The organism is Shigella sp. FJ200513 (assembly GCF_040495915.1).
Classification (GTDB): Bacteria; Pseudomonadota; Gammaproteobacteria; order Enterobacterales; family Enterobacteriaceae; genus ECMA0423.
This window is the reverse complement of record NZ_JBDYCV010000019.1, coordinates 1-25,936: the sequence shown is the minus strand read 5'-3', so window position 1 is coordinate 25,936 and position 25,936 is coordinate 1. Positions and strand designations below refer to the sequence as shown.

Below are 25,936 nucleotides of genomic sequence, written 5' to 3'. Positions count from 1 at the left end.
TTGTTTTTAGTGTAGAGTCGGTTTTTGTACTTCTGGCGCGGTCGGTTGCGGATGAGTAAAGGTGTCGTGGCATAACAGCGCGGCAACACGAACGTATTCGATGATCTCTTCAAGCGACATTTCAAGCTCTTCCTGATCTTCGTCTTCGTCGTAGCCCAGCTGCGCGATGTTACGCAGATCGTCGATGGCTTCACCGGTTTCGCCGGTCACTTTGTCCAGCTTCGGTTGCGTAACGCCAAGACCAAGCAGGAAGTGATTGACCCAACCTGCCAGTGCATCAGCCCGATCGAAAACGCTGACATCATCGCCATCAGGCAGATAAAGCTGAAAAAGGAAGCCGTCATCCTGCAGGGCATCGCTGGTGGCAGAGTGCATTTTACGCAGTGCCTGTGCCAGCTCATGACCGAAAGCCATGCCTTCGTTCGTCAGGTCGTGAAGTAGCGGCAGCCATGAGCTGTCATCGTTACCGCCACATATCATCCCACTGATTAAACCATGCATCTCGGCAGGGGTCAGACCCGTCCCTTGTTGGTTCAGATACTGGTTCATTTCGTTGTAACCAGGCATTTCGTTCTGTATAGACATAAGCATTCGTCGTCAAAGGGAGGAATATTCATGATATGCTACCACTTTGGGCCCTGGTGGACCAGAAAAGGGCTTGTCTCTTCTCATCAGGGTAGCTATAGTGTCGCCCCTTCGCAGACCATGGGTCTAAAGACGAAGGCAGCGCAGTCAATCAGCAGGAAGGTGGCATGTCTGCACAACCCGTCGATATCCAAATTTTTGGCCGTTCACTGCGTGTGAACTGCCCGCCTGACCAAAGGGATGCGTTGAATCAGGCAGCGGACGATCTGAACCAACGGTTGCAAGATCTGAAAGAACGCACTAGAGTCACAAATACTGAACAGTTGGTCTTCATTGCCGCATTGAATATCAGCTATGAGTTAGCGCAAGAAAAAGCAAAGACTCGTGACTACGCGGCAAGTATGGAACAGCGTATTCGGATGCTGCAGCAGACCATAGAACAAGCGTTACTTGAACAAGGTCGCATCACCGAAAAAACTAACCAAAACTTTGAATGACACTTTTCGGTTTACTGTGGTAGAGTAACCGTGAAGACAAAATTTCTCTGAGATGTTCGCAAGCGGGCCAGTCCCCTGAGCCGATATTTCATACCACAAGAATGTGGCGCTCCGCGGTTGGTGAGCATGCTCGGTTCGTCCGAGAAGCCTTAAAACTGCGACGACACATTCACCTTGAACCAAGGGTTCAAGGGTTACAGCCTGCGGCGGCATCTCGGAGATTCCCTTCTTATCTGGCACCAGCCATGACGCAACTACCAGAGCTCCCACTGACATTATCCCGACAAGAAATCCGCAAAATGATTCGGCAACGTCGTCGTGCGTTAACGCCGGAACAACAGCTGGAAATGGGTCAACAAGCCGCTACCCGGATGATGACTTATCCCCCGGTGGTGATGGCGCATACGGTCGCTGTATTCCTCTCTTTTGATGGTGAACTCGACACCCAGCCGCTAATAGAACAACTCTGGCGCGCCGGTAAGCGCGTATATCTTCCAGTTTTGCATCCCTTTAGTGCCGGTAATTTGCTGTTCCTGAATTACCATCCGCAAAGCGAACTGGTGATGAACAGGTTGAAGATCCATGAGCCAAAACTGGATGTGCGTGACGTGCTACCCCTTTCCCGATTAGACGTGCTGATCACACCGCTGGTCGCCTTTGATGAGTACGGTCAGCGTCTGGGAATGGGCGGTGGTTTTTATGATCGGACCTTACAAAACTGGCAGCACTATAAAACGCAACCGGTGGGTTATGCGCATGATTGTCAGTTGGTGGAAAAACTCCCCGTTGAAGAGTGGGATATCCCTCTTCCTGCGGTGGTTACACCGTCGAAAGTCTGGGAGTGGTAAGGGCGATACACCTGCATCGCCCTGATTGACATCGTTGATTCTTTAACCTAATTTAGTGAGTAAGGGTAAGGGAGGATTGCTCCTCCCCTGTGACTGACTGTTAATAAGCTGGGAAACTTATGAGTAACAGTACAATCAGTATGATGGCAAGTCGCATCATAACCCTTCTCCTTCAAGCCCTCGCTTCGGTGAGGGCTTTACCGTTACAGCCCCATGCTGCCCAGCTATCGTAAGCTCTCTTTAAATAACCACAACGCATTGATCTACCTTTAAATCTTTTCTTCGAGCGTGCTCGAAAAACCCCATGCAAAACAGAGATAATTTTTGGGAAAAAGGATCTATTACGGCAGTAAACGTGGGCGATGAAGTGGCTATCAAAAAGTTCGGTTCAGGGCGATGCACCCCGCATCGCCCTGATTGACATCGTTGATTCTTTGACCTAATTTAGTGAGTAAGGGTAAGGGAGGATGACTCCTCCCTTGAGACTGACTGTTAATAAGCTCCGAAACTTATCAGTAACAGTACAATCAGTATGATGACAAGTCGCATCATAACCCTTCTCCTTTAAGCCCTCGCTTCGGTGAGGGCTTTACCGTTACAGCCCCATGCTGTCCCGCCATCGTAAATCCCCATTAAATAAACACAACGCATTGATCTGACTTTGATTTATTTTCTGGAGCAGACTCGCAAAGTAGAATGCGCAACGCGGCAACGGTGTGGAGAAGGGATAAAAAAACGGGCAAGTCAGTGACCTGCCCGTTAATTTTCAGAGAAGGGGAATTAGTACAGCAGACGGGCGCGAATGGTACCCGGAATAGCTTTCATTGCCTGCAGCGCTTTTTCGGCAACGTCTTCGTCAGCTTCAATATCAATAACTACATAACCCATCTGGGCGGAAGTTTGTAGATATTGCGCGGCGATGTTGACGCCCTGCTCGGCGAAGATTTTGTTCAGCGCAGTTAGCACGCCCGGACGGTTTTCGTGGATGTGCATCAGACGACGACCACCATGCAGTGGCAGCGAGACTTCCGGGAAGTTCACCGCAGAGAGCGTTGAGCCATTGTCAGAATACTTGATCAATTTACCCGCAACTTCCAAGCCGATATTCTCCTGCGCTTCCTGAGTCGAACCGCCAATGTGTGGCGTCAGAAGGACGTTGTCGAATTCACACAGTGGAGAGGTAAATGGATCGCTATTGGTCGCCGGTTCCGTCGGGAATACGTCGATTGCCGCCCCCGCCAGATGTTTGCTCGCCAGCGCATCACACAGCGCCGGAATATCCACCACAGTACCGCGCGAGGCATTAATCAGCAGCGAGCCGGGCTTCATTAGCGAAATCTCTTTCGCGCCCATCATATTTTTGGTGGACGGATTCTCTGGTACATGCAGACTCACCACATCGCTCATATTCAGCAGGTCAGAAAGATGCTGTACCTGAGTGGCGTTGCCCAGCGGCAGTTTGTTTTCAATATCATAAAAGTAAACATACATTCCCAGCGATTCAGCCAGAATGCCCAATTGCGTACCAATATGACCGTAGCCGATGATACCCAGCTTTTTGCCGCGCGCTTCAAAAGAACCCGCCGCCAGTTTGTTCCACACGCCACGGTGCGCTTTAGCATTGGCTTCCGGCACGCCGCGCAATAGCAGCAGCAGTTCGCCAATCACCAGCTCCGCAACAGAGCGCGTATTTGAGAACGGTGCGTTAAATACCGGGATCCCGCGCTTTGCCGCCGCATCCAGATCAACCTGGTTTGTTCCGATACAGAAACAGCCAATAGCGACCAGTTTTTCTGCGGCGTTGATCACGTCTTCAGTCAGATGGGTACGGGATCGCAGGCCGATGAAGTGGGCATCGCGGATGGATTCTTTTAATTGTTCATCATCCAGCGCGCCTTTGTGAAATTCGATGTTGGTGTAACCAGCTGCACGAAGGCTTTCCAGCGCCTTTTGGTGCACGCCTTCTACCAGCAGAAACTTAATCTTGTCTTTCTCCAGCGATACCTTTGCCATTTACCCAATCCTGTCTTTTGAAATGTTGTGTGCGGATTTGCATCCGCCTTTCAACATATCAAAAAATAATATTGCGGCAATATGAACGTTTGCGTCGCGATGTTGAGGAAATATCACGCAAAGGTAATTCTTGGATGAATATGCTGGTTTAGAGGATTTATTTAGAGCAATCGACAATTGCTTGGTAAAAGCGTGACACATGTCACCAAATTTAATGAAGAGAATTTTTTTAACGGGGGAGGTTCCCCCGTCAGATCATTTCACAATGGTTTTGACACCGTCAGGTGTGCCAATCAGCGCAACGTCCGCGCCACGGTTAGCAAACAAGCCAACAGTCACCACGCCAGGAATCGCATTTATGGCGTTTTCCATCGCTATCGGGTCAAGGATTTCCATGCCGTGGACGTCGAGGATCACGTTGCCATTATCGGTCACCACGCCCTGACGGTATTCCGGACGACCGCCCAGTTTCACCAGCTGGCGCGCCACTGCACTACGTGCCATCGGGATAACTTCTACTGGCAGCGGGAATTTACCCAGAATATCAACCTGCTTGGAGGCGTCGGCAATACAGATAAATTTTTCCGCAACCGAAGCAATGATTTTTTCACGGGTCAGCGCCGCGCCGCCGCCTTTGATCATTTGCATGTGGCCGTTGATTTCATCTGCGCCATCAACGTAGATGCCAAGGCTGTCGACTTCGTTGAGATCAAAAACGTGAATGCCGAGGCTTTTCAGTTTTTCAGTGGAAGCATCTGAACTGGAAACGGCCCCTTCAATCTGGCCTTTCATCGTGCCGAGCGCGTCAATAAAGTGTGCGGCGGTGGAACCTGTACCTACACCAACAATGGTACCGGGCTGAACATACTGAAGTGCCGCCCATCCTACTGCTTTTTTCAATTCATCCTGCGTCATGATCGTTTCGCCTGTGGTATGAAATTTCACACGCATTATATACAAAAAAAGCGATTCAGACCCCGTTGGCAAGCCGGGTGGTTAACTCATCCATAAAATATCGCGCAATGGCGGGCATCCCCTTTCGCCCCGCAAATAAAGCATACAACGGTCTGGGTATGCCGCTCCACGGTGCGAACAGAGGCAATAACGCCACGCCATTCAACATAACCAGGGCGCGAAGTCGCTAAGCGAAATGCAATAGCGCAAATCCCTGATCTTTTAAGCTGCGCGTTTAACCATTGATACAAATGTTACCCGCCGACGGCTTCGGTATATGCAACCTGACACAAAATTGTGTCATAGTGCAGGAAAAAGCATTTACCAGGAGCAGACAACAGCAATGAAACGCCCGGACTACAGAACATTACAGGCACTGGATGCGGTGATACGTGAACGAGGATTTGAGCGCGCGGCACAAAAGCTGTGCATTACACAATCAGCCGTCTCACAGCGCATTAAGCAACTGGAAAATATGTTCGGGCAGCCGCTGTTGGTGCGTACCGTACCGCCGCGCCCGACGGAACAAGGGCAAAAACTGCTGGCACTGCTGCGCCAGGTGGAGTTGCTGGAAGAAGAGTGGCTGGGCGATGAACAAACCGGTTCGACTCCGCTGCTGCTTTCACTGGCGGTCAACGCCGACAGTCTGGCGACGTGGTTGCTTCCGGCACTGGCTCCTGTGTTGGCTGATTCGCCTATCCGCCTCAACTTGCAGGTAGAAGATGAAACCCGTACTCAGGAACGTCTGCGCCGCGGCGAAGTGGTCGGCGCGGTGAGTATTCAACATCAGGCGCTGCCGAGTTGTCTTGTCGATAAACTCGGTGCGCTCGACTATCTGTTCGTCAGCTCAAAACCGTTTGCCGAAAAATATTTTCCTAACGGCGTAACGCGTTCGGCATTATTGAAAGCGCCAGTGGTCGCGTTTGACCATCTTGACGATATGCACCAGGCCTTTTTGCAGCAAAACTTCGATCTTCCTCCTGGCAGCGTACCCTGCCATATCGTTAATTCTTCAGAAGCGTTCGTACAACTTGCTCGCCAGGGCACCACCTGCTGTATGATCCCGCACCTGCAAATCGAGAAAGAGCTGGCCAGCGGTGAACTGATTGACTTAACGCCTGGGCTATTTCAACGACGGATGCTCTACTGGCACCGCTTTGCTCCTGAAAGCCGCATGATGCGTAAAGTCACTGATGCGTTACTCGATTATGGTCACAAAGTCCTTCGTCAGGATTAATCCATCAAATAATGCCTGATAGCACATATCAGGCGTTGTCCTCACTTCTTTTTGTATTCCTTGAATCACATCACAAAATAGACAAATCTCAGGCGGCAAAAAACGACGTCTGAATGCATTTTTTTTGCTGGCGACAAACCCACGTAAAAAGCTCACCGTAAGCGCAAATACCCTCATTTTGATTGCGTTTTACGGAGCAAATAATGTCTAACGAGCAGGAGTGGCAACAGCTTGCCAACAAGGAATTGAGCCGTCGGGAGAAAACTGTCGACTCGCTGGTTCAGCAAACCGCGGAAGGGATCGCCATCAAGCCGCTGTATACCGAAGCCGATCTCGATAATCTGGAGGTGACAGGTACCCTTCCTGGTTTGCCGCCCTACGTTCGTGGCCCGCGTGCCACTATGTATACCGCCCAACCGTGGACCATCCGTCAGTATGCTGGTTTTTCAACAGCAAAAGAGTCCAACGCTTTTTATCGCCGTAACCTGGCCGCCGGGCAAAAAGGTCTTTCCGTTGCGTTTGACCTTGCCACCCACCGTGGCTACGACTCCGATAACCCACGCGTGGCGGGTGACGTCGGCAAAGCGGGCGTCGCTATCGACACCGTGGAAGATATGAAAGTCCTGTTCGACCAGATCCCGCTGGATAAAATGTCGGTTTCGATGACCATGAATGGCGCAGTGCTACCAGTACTGGCGTTTTATATCGTCGCCGCAGAAGAGCAAGGTGTTACACCTGATAAACTGACCGGCACCATTCAAAACGATATTCTCAAAGAGTACCTCTGCCGCAACACCTATATTTACCCACCAAAACCGTCAATGCGCATTATCGCCGACATCATCGCCTGGTGTTCCGGCAACATGCCGCGATTTAATACCATCAGTATCAGCGGTTACCACATGGGGGAAGCGGGTGCCAACTGCGTGCAGCAGGTAGCATTTACGCTCGCCGATGGGATTGAGTACATCAAAGCAGCAATCTCTGCCGGACTGAAAATTGATGACTTCGCTCCTCGCCTGTCGTTATTCTTCGGTATCGGCATGGATCTGTTTATGAACGTCGCCATGTTGCGTGCGGCACGTTATTTATGGAGCGAAGCGGTCAGTGGATTTGGCGCACAGGATCCGAAATCACTGGCGCTGCGTACCCACTGCCAGACCTCAGGCTGGAGCCTGACTGAACAGGATCCGTATAACAACGTTATCCGCACCACCATTGAAGCACTGGCTGCGACGCTGGGCGGTACTCAGTCACTGCATACCAACGCCTTTGACGAAGCGCTTGGTTTGCCTACCGATTTCTCAGCACGCATTGCCCGCAACACCCAGATCATCATCCAGGAAGAATCAGAACTCTGCCACACCGTCGATCCACTGGCCGGATCCTATTACATTGAGTCGCTGACCGATCAAATCGTCAAACAAGCCAGAGCTATTATCCAACAGATCGACGAAGCCGGTGGCATGGCGAAAGCGATCGAAGCAGGTCTGCCAAAACGAATGATCGAAGAGGCCTCAGCGCGCGAACAGTCGCTGATCGACCAGGGCAAGCGTGTCATCGTTGGTGTCAACAAGTACAAACTGGATCACGAAGACGAAACCGATGTACTTGAGATCGACAACGTGATGGTGCGTAACGAGCAAATTGCTTCGCTGGAACGCATTCGCGCCACCCGTGATGATGCCGCCGTAACCGCCGCGTTGAACGCCCTGACTCACGCCGCACAGCATAACGAAAACCTGCTGGCTGCCGCTGTTAATGCCGCTCGCGTTCGCGCCACCCTGGGTGAAATTTCCGATGCGCTGGAAGTCGCTTTCGACCGTTATCTGGTGCCAAGCCAGTGTGTTACCGGCGTGATTGCGCAAAGCTATCATCAGTCTGAGAAATCGGCCTCCGAGTTCGATGCCATTGTTGCGCAAACGGAGCAGTTCCTTGCCGACAATGGTCGTCGCCCGCGCATTCTGATCGCTAAGATGGGCCAGGATGGACACGATCGCGGCGCGAAAGTGATCGCCAGCGCCTATTCCGATCTCGGTTTCGACGTAGATTTAAGCCCGATGTTCTCTACACCTGAAGAGATCGCCCGCCTAGCCGTAGAAAACGACGTTCACGTAGTGGGCGCATCCTCACTGGCTGCCGGTCATAAAACGCTGATCCCGGAACTGGTCGAAGCGCTGAAAAAATGGGGACGCGAAGATATCTGCGTGGTCGCGGGTGGCGTCATTCCGCCGCAGGATTACGCCTTCCTGCAAGAGCGCGGCGTGGCGGCGATTTATGGTCCAGGTACACCTATGCTCGACAGTGTGCGCGACGTACTGAATCTGATAAGCCAGCATCATGATTAATGAAGCCACGCTGGCAGAAAGTATTCGCCGCTTACGTCAGGGTGAGCGTGCCACGCTCGCCCAAGCCATGACGCTGGTGGAAAGCCGTCACCCACGTCATCAGGCGCTAAGTACACAGCTGCTTGACGCTATTATGCCGTTCTGTGGTAACGCCCTGCGACTGGGCGTTACCGGCACACCCGGCGCGGGGAAAAGTACCTTTCTTGAAGCCTTTGGCATGTTGTTGATTCGTGAGGGATTAAAGGTTGCTGTTATTGCGGTCGATCCCAGCAGCCCGGTCACTGGCGGTAGCATTCTCGGGGATAAAACCCGCATGAATGACCTGGCGCGTGCCGAGGCGGCGTTTATTCGCCCGGTACCCTCCTCCGGTCATCTGGGCGGTGCCAGTCAGCGAGCACGGGAATTAATGCTGTTATGCGAAGCGGCGGGTTATGACGTAGTGATTGTCGAAACGGTTGGCATCGCGCAGTCGGAAACGGAAGTCGCCCGCATGGTGGACTGTTTTATCTCGTTGCAAATTGCCGGTGGCGGCGATGATCTGCAGGGCATTAAAAAAGGGCTGATGGAAGTGGCTGATCTGCTCGTTATCAACAAAGACGATGGCGATAACCATACCAATGTCGCCATTGCCCGGCATATGTACGAGAGTGCCCTGCATATTCTGCGACGTAAATACGACGAATGGCAGCCACGGGGTCTGACTTGTAGCGCACTGGAAAAACGTGGAATCGATGAGATCTGGCACGCCATCATCGACTTCAAAACCGCGCTAACTGCCAGTGGTCGTTTACAACAAGTGCGGCAACAACAATCGGTGGAATGGCTGCGTAAGCAGACCGAAGAAGAAGTACTGAATCACCTGTTCGCGAATGAAGATTTCGATCGCTATTACCGCCAGACGCTTTTAGCGGTCAAAAACAATACGCTCTCACCGCGCACCGGCCTGCGGCAGCTCAGTGAATTTATCCAGACGCAATATTTTGATTAAAGGAATTTTTATGTCTTATCAGTATGTGAACGTTGCCACTATCAACAAAGTGGCGGTCATTGAGTTTAACTATGGACGAAAACTTAATGCCTTAAGTAAAGTCTTTATTGATGATCTTATGCAGGCGTTAAGCGATCTCAACCGGCCGGAAATTCGCTGTATCATTTTGCGGGCGCCAAGTGGATCCAAAGTCTTCTCCGCAGGTCACGATATTCACGAACTGCCGTCTGGCGGTCGCGATCCGCTCTCCTATGATGATCCATTGCGTCAAATCACCCGCATGATCCAAAAATTCCCGAAACCGATCATTTCGATGGTGGAAGGTAGTGTTTGGGGTGGCGCATTTGAAATGATCATGAGTTCCGATCTGATCATCGCCGCCAGTACCTCAACCTTCTCAATGACGCCTGTAAACCTCGGCGTCCCGTATAACCTGGTCGGCATTCACAACCTGACCCGCGACGCGGGCTTCCACATTGTCAAAGAGCTGATTTTTACCGCTTCGCCAATCACCGCCCAGCGCGCGCTGGCTGTCGGCATCCTCAACCATGTTGTGGAAGTGGAAGAACTGGAAGATTTCACCTTACAAATGGCGCACCACATCTCTGAGAAAGCGCCGTTAGCCATTGCCGTTATCAAAGAAGAGCTGCGTGTACTGGGCGAAGCACACACCATGAACTCCGATGAATTTGAACGTATTCAGGGGATGCGCCGCGCGGTTTATGACAGCGAAGATTACCAGGAAGGGATGAACGCTTTCCTCGAAAAACGTAAACCTAATTTCGTTGGTCATTAATCCCTGCGAACGAAGGAGTAAAAATGGAAACTCAGTGGACAAGGATGACCGCCGATGAAGCGGCAGAAATTATCCAGCATAACGACATGGTGGCATTTAGCGGCTTTACCCCAGCGGGTTCGCCGAAAGCCCTACCCGCCGCGATTGCCCGCAGAGCTAACGAACAGCATGAGGCCAAAAAGCCGTATCAAATTCGCCTGCTGACGGGGGCGTCAATCAGCGCCGCCGCTGACGATGTACTTTCTGACGCCGATGCTGTTTCCTGGCGTGCGCCATATCAAACATCGTCCAGTTTACGTAAAAAGATCAATCAGGGCGCGGTGAGTTTCGTTGACCTGCATTTGAGCGAAGTGGCGCAAATGGTCAATTACGGTTTCTTCGGCGACATTGATGTTGCCGTCATTGAAGCATCGGCACTGGCACCGGATGGTCGAGTCTGGTTAACCAGCGGGATCGGTAATGCGCCGACCTAGCTGCTGCGAGCGAAGAAAGTGATCATTGAACTTAATCACTATCACGATCCGCGCGTTGCAGAACTGGCAGATATTGTGATTCCTGGCGCGCCACCGCGGCGCAATAGCGTGTCGATCTTCCATGCAATGGATCGCGTCGGTACCCGCTATGTGCAAATCGATCCGAAAAAGATTGTCGCCGTCGTGGAAACCAACTTGCCCGACGCCGGTAATATGCTGGATAAGCAAAATCCCATGTGCCAGCAGATTGCCGATAACGTGGTCACGTTCTTATTGCAGGAAATGGCGCATGGGCGTATTCCGCCGGAATTTCTGCCGCTGCAAAGTGGCGTGGGCAATATCAATAATGCGGTAATGGCACGTCTGGGGGAAAACCCGGAAATTCCTCCGTTCATGATGTATTCGGAAGTGCTACAGGAATCGGTGGTGCATTTACTGGAAACCGGCAAAATCAGCGGGGCCAGCGCCTCCAGCCTGACAATCTCGGCCGATTCCCTGCGCAAGATTTACGACAATATGGATTACTTTGCCAGCCGCATTGTGTTGCGTCCGCAGGAGATTTCCAATAACCCGGAAATCATCCGTCGTCTGGGCGTCATCGCTCTGAACGTCGGCCTGGAGTTTGATATTTACGGGCATGCAAATTCAACGCACGTAGCCGGGGTCGATCTGATGAACGGCATCGGCGGCAGCGGTGATTTTGAACGCAACGCGTATCTGTCGATCTTTATGGCTCCGTCGATTGCTAAAGAAGGCAAGATCTCAACCGTCGTGCCAATGTGCAGCCATGTTGATCACAGCGAACACAGCGTCAAAGTGATCATCACCGAACAAGGGATCGCCGATCTGCGCGGTCTTTCCCCGCTTCAACGCGCCCGCACTATCATTGATAATTGTGCACATCCTATGTATCGGGATTATCTGCATCGCTATCTGGAAAATGCGCCCGGCGGACATATTCACCACGATCTTAGCCACGTCTTCGACTTACACCGTAATTTAATTGCAACCGGCTCGATGCTGGGTTAATGGTTTGTCCCGTCACGATCTTCAGCAATATGCTGAAGATCGTGGCGGTATAACGATGATTTCTGATTGAATAAAGATATTCCTGCATATACATCGGCCTGTGCGGCGCATCAAAATATTTCAGCGTTGCCGGATTCACCAGTCGCCAGGCAAAATGCGGGATCACCGTCAGAAAATGTCCGCGCTCCACGGCGCTGATTTTGGCCATAAAACTGTAGGGACGATAAATAATGGTGGGATTGATCCCACAAGGTCGCATATTCGCATCAATCATTGCTTCGAAGTTAGCCCGGTTTTGAAAGCGCATTTGTAGCCAGGGCAGCTCCTGAAGCAGCTCTTGCTCTTGACGCTCTTCATAACGGCGAGAAACGAGAAAGCCCAATCGCAGCGGTGGTAATTCACTGATAGTCAGGTTTTCCAGTTCCTGAACTCGTGCAGATACATGCTGTGGGGAGATAATAAAATCTAACTGACGGTCAAAAAGATTATCGATAACGCCGTTTTCGCTGAACTCAACTGGCTGGGCGGTCACGCCTTCATACTTATCTCCGAGACTAATCAACTGATCGAAAATAATTGTCGGATAAGTATTATCTATGCCAATCACAATTTCTCGTGAACGACGCCCTGAGTTATGGATTTCATTATCAATCGCAGAAAGTCGTTGATAAACCGGGAACAGTTTTTGATACAGTTCCTGACCGGCTTTATTGAGGCTGATATTATTATCTTTGCGGGTAAATAGCGTATAGCCAATTTGTTCTTCCAGCGCGGCAATGCTTTTACCAAATGGCGAAGCCGTCATATGGATTTTTTCTGCCGCCCGGGCAATATTATTGGTTTGCGCTAATAAAATGAAATTGCGCATCTTTTTCGAAATAAAAATGTCCATCCCCCCTCCCCGCATCCTTGTCCGCTTAACCGTTTCAGTCAGCCTATCCTTGATGAAACCGCGAGCAAAGATAGGTGATTACGTCATGGTTTTACAGAAAATTACAGAAAAAGGAGGCAATATCGGGTAAAGGCATTAGCCCGACGAATACGTCGGGCTACAAGTATTATTGTGCTGCAGGTGTTTTAGCGGGTTGTTGATCCACAGGTTCTAACTGGAAGACCACATCGACCTGATCATCAAACTGAATAGCGGCCTGCTCGTAAGTTTCCTGGGCAGACACCGGCGCGGCATCGGCTTTCATCATCCGCACCATTGGGCTGGGCTGATAGTTGGAAACATGGTAGCGCACGCTATATACCGGCCCCAGTTTACGATGAAAGCCGTTCGCCAGTTCCTGCGCCTGATGAATCGCGTTATCAATCGCTGCCTTACGCGCTTTGTCTTTATAGGCATCCGGCTGCGCCACGCCCAGCGACACAGAACGAATTTCGTTAAGACCCGCCTTCAGCGCGCCATCCAGCAAGGAATTCAGTTTGTCTAACTGACGGAGCGTGACTTCCACCGTTCTCACAGCTCGGTAGCCTTTCAGGATACTTTTACCATCCTGATAGTCATAATCTGGCTGGGTGCGTAAATTCGCTGAGCTGATATCTTTTTTCGCGATCTGATTGAGTTCAAGGAAGGAAATGTATTGTGCGACGCGCTCATCTGCCTGTTTCTTGGCTGTAGCGGCATCCTTCGCGGCCACGTTAACTTCAATCGCAAGAGTGGCAATGTCTGGCACCGCATCCACACTTGCCGTACCGGAGGTGACAATATGCGGTCCATCCGGCAATTCGTTAGCCTGCGCTGCCATCCCGCTAATACCCATTAATGCCGCCAGGGCGATAACTTTGAACTTCACGTTAGTCTCTCCGTGTTAATTGACTTGCCCAAAATTCAGGACCTCTGGAGGCAAGCTTAGCGCCTCTGTTTTATTTTTCCATCAGATAGCGCCTAACTGAACAAGGCTTGTGCATGAGCAATACCGTCTCTCGCCAGCTGCAAGGCTATAAACCACATGACACATCCCACTACCAGATTGATAATGCGCTGTGATTTTGCCGTGCGCAGGCGCGGTGCCAGCCAGGCTGCGAGAATAGCCAGACCAAAGAACCACAGGAAAGAGGCGCTAATTGTCCCGAGCGCAAACCAACGTTTTGGTTCGACGTCAAGCTGCCCGCCAAGGCTGCCCAGTACAACAAAAGTATCCAGGTAAACATGCGGATTCAGCCAGGTCACTGCCAACATGGTGGCGATAATTTTCCATCTGCCTTGCTTCAGGACTTCGGCACTAGCTAACTCAATATTACTACTCATCGCTGTTTTAAAAGCGCCAAAACCATACCAGAGCAAGAAGACTACGCCGCCCCAGGTGACCAGCGCTAGCAACCACGGCGACTGCATCAATAACGCGCTACCACCAAAAATCCCCGCGCAAATCAGGACCAAATCGCTGATAGCGCAAAGTAAGGCAATCATAATGTGGTACTGACGACGAATGCCCTGATTCATCACAAAAGCATTTTGTGGGCCGAGCGGCAGAATCATAGCTGCCCCAAGAGCAAGACCTTGAAAGTAATAAGAAAACACGTTGGATATTCCGAATTAAGTATCTGATGCAGAGACTATATCGCGGGATTGTTATTAGCGGAAATTGATAATATTAATTGGCAATCAGAATAACTAATAAGAGAGAGGCCAGAGAGTATTATCTGGCCTCAGCGTTGATTACGCAGCTTTGTCTTCTTTCACCCGCTTAAAGTTCACATCCATTTGCGGGTACGGGAAGCTGATACCGGCGGCATCAAATTCACGTTTAATACGCTCCAGCACATCCCAGTACACGTTTTGCAGATCGCCGCTGTTGCTCCAGACGCGGACCACGAAATTAATCGACGATGCACCAAGTTCGTTCAGGCGCACAGTCATTTCGCGATCTTTCAAAATGCGATCTTCAGACTGGATAATATTGGTCAGGATCTGCTTAACCTGATCGATATCGGAATCATACGCCACGCCAATAATAAATTCGTTACGGCGAACTGGCTCGCGGGAGAAGTTAATAATATTTCCGGCAATAATTTTACCGTTCGGAATAACGATAATTTTACCGTCTGCAGTACGCATGGTGGTGGAGAAAATCTGCACACTCAGCACAGTACCGGCTACGCCGCCGAGGTCAACATATTCTCCGGCACGGAACGGGCGGAACATGACAAGTAACACGCCAGCGGCCAGGTTAGAAAGTGACCCCTGCAAAGCCAGACCAACAGCTAAGCCTGCGGCACCGAGTACAGCAATGACTGACGCTGTTTGTACACCCACGCGTCCCAGGGCAGCGATTAGCGTAAAGGCGATAATACCGTAACGGACTAATGCAGAAAGAAAATCAGCAACAGTGGCATCGATTTTACGGGAGATCATCAGGCGATTCACCGCGTTGGAAATCATCCGCGCGATAATCAAACCAACGATGATGATCGCGAGTGCCGCCACGATGTTTACTGCATAACTTAGCAGCAGCGCCTGGTTAGCTACCAGCCAGCTTCCCGCGCCGTTTATGCTATCGACAACATTCAAATCTTCCATTCAATATTCCTTTTCAACTGACTCAAAATGGAGAAATACACTCCGCCGCCTTATGACGGGCAGTCTGACAAGGGTAAACAATAAAGCATAATTTTGCCAAATAGATCACAGATTTCTCATCTGAATCACCTTGCTTTTGGCGAAAAAAAGACCCGCAGAGCGGGCCTTGAGATAAGCAGAAAGGAATGACTTACAGAACGTCGATCGCGTTCAGTTCCTGGAATGCTTTTTCCAGACGAGCGATCATCGAAGTCTGACCGGCACGCAGCCATACGCGCGGATCGTAGTATTTCTTGTTCGGCTGATCTTCGCCTTTCGGGTTACCCAGCTGACCCTGCAGATAAGCTTCGTTCGCTTTGTAGTAGTTCAGAACGCCTTCCCAGGTTGCCCATTGGGTATCGGTATCGATGTTCATTTTCACTACGCCGTAGCTTACGGAGTCTTTGATTTCCTGAGCAGTAGAACCGGAACCACCGTGGAATACGAAGTTCAGGCTGTTGTGCGGCAGGTTGTGTTTCTTAGAAACATATTCCTGAGAATCACGCAGGATGGTCGGAGTCAGAACCACGTTACCCGGCTTGTAAACACCGTGTACGTTACCGAAGGACGCAGCGATGGTGAAACGCGGGCTGATTTTGCTCAGCTCGGTGTATGCGTAATCAACGTCTTCCGGCTGGGTGTACAGTGCAGAAGCGTCCATGTGGCTGTTGTCCACGCCGTCTTCTTCACCACCGGTGCAACCCAGTTCGATTTCCAGAGTCATGCCGATTTTGGACATACGCTCCAGGTATTTAGAGCAGATTTCGATGTTCTCTTGCAGAGATTCTTCAGACAGGTCGATCATGTGAGAAGAGAACAGCGGCTTACCGGTAGCTGCGAAGTGTTTTTCACCCGCGTCCAGCAGACCGTCGATCCACGGCAGCAGTTTCTTCGCGCAGTGGTCAGTGTGCAGGATAACCGGAACACCATAATGTTCAGCCATCTGGTGAACGTGATGCGCACCAGAGATCGCGCCCAGGATAGCAGCACCCTGCGGAACGTCAGATTTCACGCCTTTACCAGCGATAAAGGAAGCACCACCGTTGGAGAACTGAACGATAACCGGCGCTTTAACTTTAGCAGCAGTTTCCAGTACGGCGTTGATGGAGTCAGTACCGACGCAGTTTACTGCTGGCAGTGCGAAGTTGTTTTCTTTTGCTACCTGGAAAACTTTCTGTACGTCATCACCAGTGATTACGCCAGGTTTTACGAAATCAAAAATCTTAGACATGTCTCTTGTCCTGTATCGTCGGGCCTTATACTCATAATACTTCAAGTTGCATGTGCTGCGTCTGCGTTCGCTCACCCCAGTCACTTACTTATGTAAGCTCCTGGGGATTCACTCTCTTGTCGCCTTCCTGCAACTCGAATTATTTAGAGTATGAAAAAATGCGTGCTCTAAAAGCGCGCTGAAACAAGTGCAGGTTTCCCTGCCCTGTGATTTTTTACTTCTTAGCGCGCTCTTCGAGCATCGCTACTGCAGGCAGTACTTTACCTTCCACGAATTCGAGGAATGCGCCGCCGCCAGTGGAGATGTAGGAGATTTTGTCAGCAATGCCGAACAGGTCGATTGCTGCCAGAGTGTCGCCGCCGCCAGCGATGGAGAACGCTTCGCTGTCTGCGATAGCGTTAGCCACGATTTCAGTACCTTTGCGGAAGTTCGGGAATTCGAACACGCCAACCGGACCGTTCCACAGAATGGTTTTCGCATTCTTCAGGATTTCAGCCAGTTCCTGAGCGGAAGCATCACCGATATCCAGGATCTGCTCGTCAGCTTTCACATCGTTAACAGATTTCAGGGTAGCCGGTGCAGTTTCAGAGAACTCGGTTGCTACGCGAACATCAGACGGAACCGGGATGTTGCAGGTGGTCAGCAGACGTTTAGCTTCGTCAACCAGGTCAGCTTCGTACAGGGATTTACCCACATCGTGGCCTTGTGCCGCGATAAAGGTGTTAGCGATACCACCACCAACAATCAGCTGGTCAGCGATTTTAGACAGGGAGTCCAGAACGGTCAGTTTGGTAGATACTTTAGAACCACCAACGATAGCCACCATCGGGCGAGCAGGTTCTTTCAGTGCTTTACCCAGCGCGTCCAGTTCAGCTGCCAGCAGCGGGCCTGCGCACGCAACGTCAGCGAATTTACCGATACCGTGAGTAGAAGCCTGCGCGCGGTGAGCAGTACCGAATGCGTCCATTACGAACACGTCACACAGTGCAGCGTATTTTTTGGACAGGGTTTCGTCGTCTTTCTTCTCGCCTTTGTTGAAGCGAACGTTTTCCAGAACAACCAGTTCACCTTCAGCAACGTCAACGCCGTCGAGGTAATCTTTAACCAGACGAACCGGGTTAGACAGTTTGTCTTTCAGGTAGTTAACAACCGGCAGCAGAGAGAATTCTTCGTTGTACTCGCCTTCGGTAGGACGACCCAGGTGGGAAGTTACCATCACTTTTGCGCCTTGTTTCAGGGCCAGTTCGATGGTCGGCAGAGAAGCACGGATACGCGCGTCGCTGGTTACTTTCCCGTCTTTTACTGGTACGTTCAGATCCGCACGGATAAATACACGTTTCCCAGCAAGATCCAGATCGGTCATCTTAATTACAGACATGGTGAATCCTCTCGTTGATTCTAAAAGTTTTGCAGACGCTGCTTGCGTCTTACCTGAAAGCAACAGTAGCCATAGCTAACGTCGTGTCGAGCATTCGGTTAGCAAAGCCCCATTCGTTATCGCACCAGACCAACGTTTTGATCAGGTGTGCGCCACTGACCCGGGTTTGGGTGCCATCGACAATGGCACTGTGCGGATCGTGGTTAAAATCTACAGAGACCAACGGCAATTCCGTATAGTCAACTATACCATGAAATGCACCTTGTGCTGCTTTTTGCAGCAACAGGTTGACTTCATTGGCTTTTACAGGTTTCTTCACCGTCACGCTTAAATCGATTGCCGTCACATTTATGGTTGGCACACGTACCGCAATCGCTTCAAAGCGATCGTTAAATTGCGGAAAAAATCGTGTGATACCAGCGGCCAGTTTAGTATCGACCGGAATGATCGACTGGCTGGCTGCCCGGGTGCGACGCAGGTCAGGATGGTATGCATCAATAACCTGTTGATCGTGCATGGCGGAGTGAATTGTGGTCACAGTGCCGGACTCAATACCGTACGCATCATCTAACAATTTGATGACGGGAATTATGCAATTCGTGGTACAGGAAGCGTTAGAAACGATGCGGTGTTCCGCACGAAGTTGATCCTGATTGACGCCGTAAACAACGGTCGCGTCGAGATCGTTACTGCCAGGATGTGAAAAGAGCACTTTTTTGGCCCCGGCGGCAATATGCGCTTCGCCATGCTCGCGGGAGCCATATACGCCGGTGCAGTCGAGGACTACATCAACGCCAAGTTCACGCCAGGGGAGCGATTGCAGTGAACGTTCATGCAATACGCGGATGGCGTCATCACCAACAAAAAGTTGATCGCGTTCCTGTCGTACTTCCCATGCAAAACGGCCATGGCTGGTGTCATATTTCAACAAATGCGCCATGCCCGCAGCATCCGCCAGTTCGTTGATTGCCACCACGGTAATTTCCGCCCGGCGTCCGGATTCATACAAAGCACGAACCACATTACGCCCGATGCGACCGAAGCCATTTATCGCTACGCGTACGGTCATAGATCTCCTGCAAGGTTTTCCCTGAGCAAATTTGCCAGACAGAGTAATCCAGCAAATCGTCCGGGGAAACCTTACCTGTCGCAAACTGCGACTGATTGGTTAATTGTCGAACATTTAATCGACTGAAACGCTTCAGCTAGGATAAGCGAAACGTGGAATAAAAGGAATGATTGTCCAGTCAAAGAAAGCAATTATCTGACTTACGTCACGTTTTCAGCCCCGCCCCTGTGGAATTTATTCCACTTTGCAGAATCACGAATAAGCGTAGCAAAATCTTTTCGTTGTGCCGTCACAAACCCTGACTTATATCAGAATATGACTGATGCAGCGTCGATATTATCCGCAATACGTCCGAGTTTCGGAGTACTCCAATGATGACATTGCCCTACTCATATTCTTCCTCCGCACGCTTTTACGCACTGCGCCTCCTCCCCGGGCAGGAAGTTTTTTCCCAGCTACACGCTTTTGCACAGCAACATCAACTTCATGCCGCCTAGATTGCAGGCTGTACCGGTAGCCTGACTGACGTCGCCTTGCGCTATGCCGGGCAAGAAGGCACCACGCTCCTGAACGGTACATTCGAAGTGATCTCACTAAACGGCACGCTGGAACAGAGTGGTGAGCATCTTCATCTCTGCGTTTCCGATCCACACGGCACGATGCTTGGCGGTCATATGATGCCCGGCTGTACCGTGCGGACCACGCTTGAACTGGTGATCGGTAGCCTTGAGGAACTGGCGTTTAGCCGCCAACCTTGCGCGCTTTCTGGTTACGACGAGTTGCATATTTCCCCCGTTAAATAACTACTTTCAAAGAGGTTTTCTTATGGCGCGTAGCCACTTTTCCAGTCAGGCACTGGTGTTGATCGTTATATCTATCGCCATCAATATGATCGGCGGGCAACTGGCCAGCATGGTCAAATTACCTATATTTCTCGACTCCATCGGCACACTTATTAGCGCGGTACTGCTTGGTCCGGTGATCGGAATGCTGACCGGCTTACTGACCAATTTACTCTGGGGATTGCTGACCGACCCGATCGCCGCCGCATTTGCACCCGTCGCGATGGTCATCGGCCTGGTCTCCGGTTGGCTGGCGCGAGCGGGTTGGTTTCGCACCCTGCCAAAAGTCGTTGTCAGCGGCGTGATTATTACGCTTGCGGTAACGGTCGTCGCTGTACCGCTGCGTACTGCGCTGTTCGGCGGTGTCACCGGTAGCGGAGCCGATTTGTTCGTTGCCTGGATGCACTCGATGGGGCAAAACCTGGTGGAGTCGGTGGCGATTACGGTGATAGGCGCGAACCTGGTCGATAAAATTCTTACAGCGGTGATTGTCTGGCTTTTACTGCGCCAGCTGCCGATTCGCACCACGCGCCATTTTCCGGCAATGGCTGCCGTGCGCTAAATGCATCCATTTACCTCATTAACACTGTGGGCATTAGCGGCCTGCACCACGCTTATCCTGCCCGCGCAGACCATTTTGCCGATCTATAGCGCGGCGACCTTTTTCTGCCTTATTGCGCTAAAGGCCACGCGGCGGCGGGCAAAATATGTCGTCTGGCTGATGTTCTCGCTGGGAGCCGGGCTGTGGCTGGTACACGGTGGCTGGCTACCAGAATGGCTAAGCGGCACGCCACGCTCGCCAGAACGGTGGTCGCATGCTATTACGCTCTGGTTGCTGATTCTGGCGATTGTTTCAACCTCACAGTTGTGAATGCAGTACGTCCCCGTGCAATGTTTTATTCGCGCTCTGTTTGCTTCTCGCCTGCCGCCAGGCGTCGCTTATCTGTTTGCCGGGCCGTTATTGGTCGTTGAGCAGTTAAAACGGCAATTAGCGATTATTCATGAAGCGCAGCGTGCCCGCGGCGTGCCGCTGGATGAGGGCTGGTATCAGCGTTTACGTGCTATGCCCGCGTTAATTATTCCGCTAACACACAATGCGCTTAACGATCTGGCTGTCCGTGGTGCGGCGCTGGATATGCGGGCATTTCGGATCCACAACCGACGAACAACGTTGTGGGCACCAGCCGATAGCACCCTACAACGCGTAGCGCGTTACACCATGATCTTGCTGATGCTGACAGAATTCGGAGCGTGGATATGGTTACGTTAGAACAGTTCCGTTATTGCCCGACACACTCAACGCATCCTCCGTTCTGTTATGACTTTCACTATGTCAAACCGGGGATGGTCGCCATCTTTGGTGACAACGGCAGTGGCAAAAGTACGCTGGCACAGCTGATGGCGGGCTGGTATCCGGACTTTCTGCCAAGAGAGATAACAGGCACGGGGACGCTCCTCGGTACGCCCATTGGGCATCTCCCGCTTAATGAACAATCCGCCACCATCCAGCTCGTCCAGCAATCGCCCTATTTGCAGCTCTCCGGCTGTACCTTTAGCGTGGAAGAAGAAGTTGCCTTTGGGCCAGAAAATCTGTGTCTTGCTGAAGCAGAGATTATGGCGCGGATTGATGCCGCCCTGACTCTGACCGAGTGCCAGCCGTTGCGCCATCGTCACCCGGCAACACTCTCCGGTGGAGAGACACAGCGCGTGATCATCGCCTGCGCCATCGCGATGCAGCCAAAGCTCTTAATTCTTGATGAAGCCTTTAGCCGCCTGACACCGCAGGCCAGCGAAATGCTGTTGCAGCGCTTACAACACTGGGCGTTTGAACGTGGTTCGCTGATTATTCTTTTTGAACGTCATCGCACACCTTTCCTGAACTACTGCCAGCAAGCGTGGCAATTGCAAAACGGAGCGCTCCAGCCACTATGTTAACGTTAAATAAGATATCTTATCGCTGGCCTGGCGCGGCAACGGATTGTCTTTGCGACATTTCTCTGCAACTCAAACAAGGTGAATGGTTGGCGCTGACCGGTGACAATGGCGCAGGGAAATCGACGCTGTTACGAGTAATGGCAGGTCTTCTTACGCCCACAGCCGGTACGGTTATGCTGCAACAACAGGCGATGAAAAACCTGAAAAACCGCCAGCGCGCGGCAAAGGTTGGCGTACTGTTTCAGGAAGCGGAAAACCAACTTTTTCACAGCACCGTCGCTGACGAGATCGCATTTGGTTTGAAACTGCAAAAATGCCCGGCGGATGAAATCACTCAACGTACCCATGCTGCCCTGCAATGTTGTCAGTTAGCAGACACTGCCAACTCGCACCCGTTGGATCTGCATAATGCGCAGCGACGGATGGTCGCCGTCGCCTGCCTGGAAGCACTCTCTCCGCCACTATTACTGCTGGACGAGCCGAGTCGGGATTTTGACGAAAATTGGTTGAGCGTGTTTGAAAGCTGGCTGGAGAAGTGCCGCCAGCGAGGCACGAGCGTGGTAGCAATCAGTCATGACGCCGCATTTACCCGGCGTCATTTCTCTCGTGTGGTGCGGCTGGAAGATGGTGTAATCAGGAACGTTAATCCACCAGACGATATTCACCCGTAGCGGTCATCATTAAGGTCAAATTTGCAGGCAGACTCTCTTCCAGCCCCCGGCGAACATTCGGCCCGTCGGTACGGTCATAAAAGGCTTCTGCATCTGCCAGCGATACCCCTCCCGCCAGCTTGCGCCCCACCAGACGCTCCCGCAACGCAGCAGCTGGCGCGTTGATAAAGATCGAGAAATCACAAAATTGCGCAAGCTGGCACCACTTCTCGTCGTCCAGCAACAACCAGTTTCCTTCGACGATGACGAGTGGTGCGGTAACGTGCAACGCATCTTCAACAGGATCATGCTTTTGTCGATCGTACTGCGGCCACGTACAATCCCCTTCCACCACCTGGCGCAGATTTTCCGCCAGTTTCGCAACGTCAAATGTCTCTGGTGCGCCTTTGAAGGGGCGCAATTGATGCGCGTCCAGCCAGCTATTGTAATGGTGAAAACCATCCATCGGGAGCGCCTGAATAGCGGGCAGCTCCGGGTCTTGTTGCGCGAGATATTCCCAGAAGGTGGTTAGGGTAGATTTACCCGTCCCCGGCGGAGCGCAAAGAAAAACCACCGTACGCCGCTGCGGATTTACCGTCTGTAAGGCCGCCAGCATACGCAGCAACAGTTTATGCACGCGTTCTATCTCTTCATCATGGTACTGCGCTTGCACGTTCAGCCCATTCACCGTTAATTCAATTTTCACGGCGTTAATTCCTTTAAGGTGGTCGTTACTGCCAGCGTCAGCGCCGTTTTGACCATTCCGCTAAAACGCGCCTCTGACCAGACGGCGAAATCGGCGAACTTCATCGCTTTTAACGCATCGTAGAGCGTCGCATTGCGAGTTATACTGTTGACATTGCTGATAAAATCCCAGGTTATATCATCGGCAAATCCGGGCGTTTCATCCTGTTCGTTCAGGTAATGCCAGTACTGGGAAAAGTGCGTGATATCGGCATACAGCCATTTATCCATTTTCCCCAGCGCATAAATCAAACGCAGCGCAACATCAATATCGTCAAGCGGGCCGCTTTGGGCGAGTAACGGCTTCACTGCATATTCGACGATCTCTTCATCGTTATCGACAAACAGCGACGGCAGAAACTGGCGTATCCCCTGGAGCAAAATAGAATGCGCAGTTTTCATAAATGAAAATAAATTGTCCTGTGCATCCAGTTGCTCAAGCACATCATCTTCTGTCAGCGTCGCCATTGGTCTTCCGATAGATCACCATCAATGCAGGGAGTCTATTATATTACACGTTTGGTCCGCGCCGCCGATCAGTAATGTCTGCGTCCGCACCCCATTCGCCGTCTGTTGGATACCGTTCACCAACTCGCCGCCCGTCACGCCCGTAGCGCTAAAGAGGATATCGTTCCCCCTCACCAGTTCATCGAGCGAGTACACACGGTTAACGTCAACGCCCATTGCCTTACAACGCTTGCGCTCCTGCTCTGCAATCTGCCGATTTTCCGTGTAATCCCCTTTAGCCTGACAAAAGTCAATCAGCTCGGCCTGCATATCCCCGCCTAACGCTTTAACGGCACAGGCAGAAATCACGCCTTCTGGCGCACCGCCGATGGTGTACATCACATCGTAAGGATTATCCTGCCAGCAGGTCAGCACGCTGGCGGCGACATCGCCATCCGGCAGGGCAAAAACCTTCACGCCCAGCTGTGTTGCTTCTTCAATCGCGGCACTCAGACGCGGTTTATCCAGCGTAACCATGCGCAGCTTGTCCAGCGGTTTACCTAACGCCCGCGCCACGTTACGCAAGTTGTCCGCCAGAGGCAAAGACAGATCAATCGCCCCGGCAGCCAGTCGATTAACAACCAGCTTTTTCATATACATATCGGGCGCATGTAACAGGCTATCTCGAGGAGCGAAAGCCATGACCGCCAGCGCATTGCTCTGCCCCATCGCCACCATCCGCGTGCCTTCAATGGGATCAACCGCGATATCGACTTCTGGCCCATCGCCTTTGCCCACCTCTTCGCCAATCCACAGCATCGGCGCATGGTCAATTTCTCCTTCGCCGATAACCACTCGTCCACGAAAAGCGACGTCGTTTAATGCCTGGCGCATCGCGGTGACCGCCAGGCCATCAATTTTATTTTTGTCGCCACATCCGGTTTGCGGCCAGGCAGCCAACGCTGCCTGTTCCGTAACGCGAAATAATGGCCACGCCAGGGACATCATTGCGCGGCCTCCCCGATATCAACGCCAAATTGTGCCAGCAGATATTTCTCGGCCTGTTCATTCCAGATGCCGTGCGTTTCCTCAACCAGCCGCGCCAACTCTTTAAACAGCGGATCGGTTTTGCCTTTTTCGGCAAAATCGGCAATGGCAGTGAGCGGCATGGTCACGCCGTTATAAATGAGTTTTTTACCGCCAGGGATATCCGGCAGATTGAGCACGGTTTCTGGCACCGCATCCAGGCCACCAATATGGGTCACCATAAACGACGGCTGTAACTGTCCTGTGGCGCTAAGGGCAATCGCCTCTTTCATGTCGTCCGTTGAACCGCCGGATGTACCGACTACGTGCGTGCTGTTGTAATGGACGTTGTAGAAATTAAACGGCACTTTGAAGTTTTTATCCGTCAGCCCGGCAAAGAAGTTCAGACAGCCATCTTCCGCCAGTAATTCGTCAGCCATCTCAACGACAGCAGGCACCGCCGCATAAACAAAAATGTCATCGAACCCGACATCTCCTGTCAGCGCCCGCAGCATCTGGATAGGATCGCTCATCCCTTTGGTATTCACATACACCAGCTCAATGCCTTTACTGGCCGCCAGATCCACCGGCAGCAGCTTCTGCACCTGCGCCAGGCGTTTGTCGTCGATATCGACCACCACCACCCGTGACGGTTGTATGCCACCGTTAATGGCGTAATCGATAGCGCCAATGCCCATCGGACCCGCACACGCCAGCAGTGCAATATTGCCGCCAGGTTTGACGCCCATGCGATGCTCATAAACATATTGCGTGGTGTGATAATTGGCATGATAAGCACCAATAATGCAGCACATAGGCTCTGCCAGCGACGCCGCAGCAAAATAAGAGCCGTGATACGGTAATACGCAGCCCAAATTAATGGCGATTTCGGGAATAATCATATAAGTGGCATTGCCGCCAAAATATTCGTAGCTGTAGCCCGCTGAATATCCGCTTGGTAACCCCATCGCCGGTTGCAATACAAAACGCTGGCCTTTTTTATATTTGCCAGTGAGATTTTTACCCACTTCGACAATAACCCCGGCACATTCATGCCCGGTAATGACCGGATGATTTTCTAAATCGTCGGGTACGCGTTTATGTTCACTACCGAGTAACGCCGCTTTCCAGGTCGATAAACAGACGCTGTCAGAAATTACACTCACTAACAGTTCATTATCGGTAATTTCTGGCAGTTCAAATTCGGGTAATGACTCCAACTTACTGATAGTGTTTTATGTTCAGATAATGCCCGATGACCTTGTCATGCAGCTCCACCGA

The 25,936-nt window shown here is 51.5% G+C and carries 26 protein-coding genes, 1 other RNA gene and 3 pseudogenes; 13 read left to right on the top strand and 17 right to left on the bottom strand.

From position 1 onward, the window contains the following. Nucleotides 1–6 precede the first annotated feature (6 nt). Nucleotides 7–585, bottom strand: a complete 579-nt coding sequence (ygfB, locus tag ABZJ92_RS06565) for a UPF0149 family protein YgfB (protein ID WP_001295378.1) — start codon at nt 583–585, stop codon at nt 7–9. Nucleotides 586–752: 167 nt separating this feature from the next. Here ygfB and zapA point away from each other — a divergent pair, with 167 nt between their 5' ends. The 3 genes from zapA to ABZJ92_RS06550 all read left to right on the top strand — a co-directional run bounded on the left by zapA (nt 753) and on the right by ABZJ92_RS06550 (nt 1,930). Then, nucleotides 753–1,082, top strand: a complete 330-nt coding sequence (gene zapA, locus ABZJ92_RS06560) for a cell division protein ZapA (RefSeq protein WP_001276008.1) — start codon at nt 753–755, stop codon at nt 1,080–1,082. 41 nt (nt 1,083–1,123) lie between these two features. Then, a non-coding RNA gene (gene ssrS / locus ABZJ92_RS06555) (6S RNA) lies at nt 1,124–1,307 on the top strand. A 20-nt stretch (nt 1,308–1,327) separates the two neighbouring features. Beyond that, nucleotides 1,328–1,930, top strand: coding sequence for a 5-formyltetrahydrofolate cyclo-ligase (locus ABZJ92_RS06550; protein ID WP_000192745.1), 603 nt, complete (start codon nt 1,328–1,330; stop codon nt 1,928–1,930). Between the two features lie 100 nt (nt 1,931–2,030). Here ABZJ92_RS06550 and ABZJ92_RS06545 read toward each other — a convergent pair whose 3' ends face one another. The 4 genes from ABZJ92_RS06545 to rpiA all read right to left on the bottom strand — a co-directional run bounded on the left by ABZJ92_RS06545 (nt 2,031) and on the right by rpiA (nt 4,858). Beyond that, a complete protein-coding gene (locus tag ABZJ92_RS06545) occupies nt 2,031–2,090 on the bottom strand; it encodes a type I toxin-antitoxin system Ibs family toxin (protein WP_001387035.1) in 60 nt (19 codons plus the stop codon). Nucleotides 2,091–2,422: 332 nt separating this feature from the next. Next, complete coding sequence (gene ibsC, locus ABZJ92_RS06540; protein WP_071524576.1) at nt 2,423–2,482, bottom strand: type I toxin-antitoxin system toxin IbsC; 60 nt, start codon at nt 2,480–2,482, stop codon at nt 2,423–2,425. 228 nt (nt 2,483–2,710) lie between these two features. Beyond that, a complete protein-coding gene (serA, locus tag ABZJ92_RS06535; protein WP_001151604.1) occupies nt 2,711–3,943 on the bottom strand; it encodes a phosphoglycerate dehydrogenase in 1,233 nt (410 codons plus the stop codon). Nucleotides 3,944–4,198: 255 nt separating this feature from the next. After that, nucleotides 4,199–4,858 carry a ribose-5-phosphate isomerase RpiA gene (rpiA, locus tag ABZJ92_RS06530; RefSeq protein ID WP_000189743.1) on the bottom strand — a complete coding sequence of 220 codons (660 nt, stop codon included), beginning with the start codon at nt 4,856–4,858 and terminating at the stop codon, nt 4,199–4,201. Between the two features lie 382 nt (nt 4,859–5,240). Here rpiA and argP point away from each other — a divergent pair, with 382 nt between their 5' ends. The 5 genes and pseudogenes from argP (at nt 5,241) to scpC (ending at nt 11,768) form a co-directional block, all read left to right on the top strand. Then, on the top strand, nt 5,241–6,134 hold the full coding sequence (gene argP / locus ABZJ92_RS06525) for a DNA-binding transcriptional regulator ArgP (protein ID WP_000828351.1): 894 nt from the start codon (nt 5,241–5,243) through the stop codon (nt 6,132–6,134). A gap of 203 nt (nt 6,135–6,337) precedes the next feature. Continuing rightward, on the top strand, nt 6,338–8,482 hold the full coding sequence (gene scpA, locus ABZJ92_RS06520) for a methylmalonyl-CoA mutase (RefSeq protein WP_000064244.1): 2,145 nt from the start codon (nt 6,338–6,340) through the stop codon (nt 8,480–8,482). Further along, nucleotides 8,475–9,470 carry a methylmalonyl Co-A mutase-associated GTPase MeaB gene (gene meaB / locus ABZJ92_RS06515; protein ID WP_000606497.1) on the top strand — a complete coding sequence of 332 codons (996 nt, stop codon included), beginning with the start codon at nt 8,475–8,477 and terminating at the stop codon, nt 9,468–9,470. Before scpA ends, meaB begins: the two co-directional genes overlap by 8 nt. A 10-nt stretch (nt 9,471–9,480) precedes the next feature. Continuing rightward, nucleotides 9,481–10,266 carry a methylmalonyl-CoA decarboxylase gene (gene scpB, locus ABZJ92_RS06510; RefSeq protein ID WP_000122063.1) on the top strand — a complete coding sequence of 262 codons (786 nt, stop codon included), beginning with the start codon at nt 9,481–9,483 and terminating at the stop codon, nt 10,264–10,266. A 23-nt stretch (nt 10,267–10,289) separates the two neighbouring features. Further along, nucleotides 10,290–11,768: pseudogene (scpC, locus tag ABZJ92_RS06505) on the top strand (propionyl-CoA:succinate CoA transferase). Here the strand turns inward: scpC and srsR are convergent. The 7 genes from srsR to epd all read right to left on the bottom strand — a co-directional run bounded on the left by srsR (nt 11,710) and on the right by epd (nt 19,011). Continuing rightward, nucleotides 11,710–12,660, bottom strand: coding sequence for a LysR family transcriptional regulator SrsR (gene srsR / locus ABZJ92_RS06500; RefSeq protein WP_011069499.1), 951 nt, complete (start codon nt 12,658–12,660; stop codon nt 11,710–11,712). The pseudogene scpC and the gene srsR overlap by 59 nt on opposite strands. Before the next feature lie 166 nt (nt 12,661–12,826). Further along, on the bottom strand, nt 12,827–13,567 hold the full coding sequence (locus tag ABZJ92_RS06495) for an oxidative stress defense protein (RefSeq protein WP_000669834.1): 741 nt from the start codon (nt 13,565–13,567) through the stop codon (nt 12,827–12,829). Nucleotides 13,568–13,659: 92 nt separating this feature from the next. Then, nucleotides 13,660–14,295: an arginine exporter ArgO gene (gene argO / locus ABZJ92_RS06490; protein WP_000493360.1), complete on the bottom strand. Its 636-nt coding sequence runs from the start codon at nt 14,293–14,295 to the stop codon at nt 13,660–13,662. A gap of 138 nt (nt 14,296–14,433) precedes the next feature. Beyond that, a complete protein-coding gene (gene mscS / locus ABZJ92_RS06485; RefSeq protein ID WP_000389818.1) occupies nt 14,434–15,294 on the bottom strand; it encodes a small-conductance mechanosensitive channel MscS in 861 nt (286 codons plus the stop codon). Nucleotides 15,295–15,484: 190 nt separating this feature from the next. Further along, complete coding sequence (fbaA, locus tag ABZJ92_RS06480; RefSeq protein WP_000034372.1) at nt 15,485–16,564, bottom strand: class II fructose-bisphosphate aldolase; 1,080 nt, start codon at nt 16,562–16,564, stop codon at nt 15,485–15,487. Between the two features lie 214 nt (nt 16,565–16,778). After that, nucleotides 16,779–17,942 (bottom strand): phosphoglycerate kinase, encoded by a 1,164-nt coding sequence (gene pgk, locus ABZJ92_RS06475; RefSeq protein WP_000111269.1) that lies wholly within the window; start codon nt 17,940–17,942, stop codon nt 16,779–16,781. A gap of 49 nt (nt 17,943–17,991) precedes the next feature. After that, complete coding sequence (epd, locus tag ABZJ92_RS06470) at nt 17,992–19,011, bottom strand: erythrose-4-phosphate dehydrogenase (protein ID WP_000218480.1); 1,020 nt, start codon at nt 19,009–19,011, stop codon at nt 17,992–17,994. Between the two features lie 371 nt (nt 19,012–19,382). Between epd and ABZJ92_RS06465 the strand changes: the two are divergent. The 5 genes and pseudogenes from ABZJ92_RS06465 to ABZJ92_RS06445 all read left to right on the top strand — a co-directional run bounded on the left by ABZJ92_RS06465 (nt 19,383) and on the right by ABZJ92_RS06445 (nt 22,459). Then, nucleotides 19,383–19,814, top strand: a pseudogene (locus ABZJ92_RS06465) (PPC domain-containing DNA-binding protein). Nucleotides 19,815–19,836: 22 nt separating this feature from the next. Next, entirely contained in the window at nt 19,837–20,415 is a 579-nt protein-coding gene (locus ABZJ92_RS06460; protein ID WP_000124315.1) for an ECF transporter S component, read from the top strand. After that, nucleotides 20,416–21,123 (top strand): annotated as a pseudogene (locus tag ABZJ92_RS06455) (energy-coupling factor transporter transmembrane component T). Further along, nucleotides 21,111–21,788 carry an ABC transporter ATP-binding protein gene (locus ABZJ92_RS06450; protein ID WP_000256979.1) on the top strand — a complete coding sequence of 226 codons (678 nt, stop codon included), beginning with the start codon at nt 21,111–21,113 and terminating at the stop codon, nt 21,786–21,788. Before ABZJ92_RS06455 ends, ABZJ92_RS06450 begins: the two are co-directional and overlap by 13 nt. Further along, nucleotides 21,782–22,459: an ABC transporter ATP-binding protein gene (locus ABZJ92_RS06445; RefSeq protein ID WP_000956870.1), complete on the top strand. Its 678-nt coding sequence runs from the start codon at nt 21,782–21,784 to the stop codon at nt 22,457–22,459. Before ABZJ92_RS06450 ends, ABZJ92_RS06445 begins: the two co-directional genes overlap by 7 nt. On the opposite strand, the gene ABZJ92_RS06440 is transcribed toward ABZJ92_RS06445, so the two are convergent. From ABZJ92_RS06440 to ABZJ92_RS06420, 5 genes are all read right to left on the bottom strand, one after another. Beyond that, nucleotides 22,431–23,144 carry a nucleoside/nucleotide kinase family protein gene (locus ABZJ92_RS06440; RefSeq protein ID WP_000687747.1) on the bottom strand — a complete coding sequence of 238 codons (714 nt, stop codon included), beginning with the start codon at nt 23,142–23,144 and terminating at the stop codon, nt 22,431–22,433. The genes ABZJ92_RS06445 and ABZJ92_RS06440 overlap by 29 nt on opposite strands. Continuing rightward, the gene (gene fumE, locus ABZJ92_RS06435; protein WP_000224135.1) at nt 23,141–23,650 is read right to left on the bottom strand and encodes a fumarase E; all 510 of its coding nucleotides are present in this window, start codon (nt 23,648–23,650) and stop codon (nt 23,141–23,143) included. Before fumE ends, ABZJ92_RS06440 begins: the two co-directional genes overlap by 4 nt. Nucleotides 23,651–23,671: 21 nt before the next feature. Continuing rightward, complete coding sequence (glpX, locus tag ABZJ92_RS06430; protein ID WP_000987277.1) at nt 23,672–24,637, bottom strand: class II fructose-bisphosphatase; 966 nt, start codon at nt 24,635–24,637, stop codon at nt 23,672–23,674. Further along, nucleotides 24,634–25,884 carry a zinc-binding dehydrogenase gene (locus ABZJ92_RS06425; protein ID WP_029717779.1) on the bottom strand — a complete coding sequence of 417 codons (1,251 nt, stop codon included), beginning with the start codon at nt 25,882–25,884 and terminating at the stop codon, nt 24,634–24,636. Before ABZJ92_RS06425 ends, glpX begins: the two co-directional genes overlap by 4 nt. Further along, nucleotides 25,877–25,936 (bottom strand): IS1 family transposase (locus ABZJ92_RS06420; protein WP_071528444.1); only part of this gene is annotated, 60 nt, incomplete at its 5' end. The genes ABZJ92_RS06420 and ABZJ92_RS06425, both read right to left, overlap by 8 nt.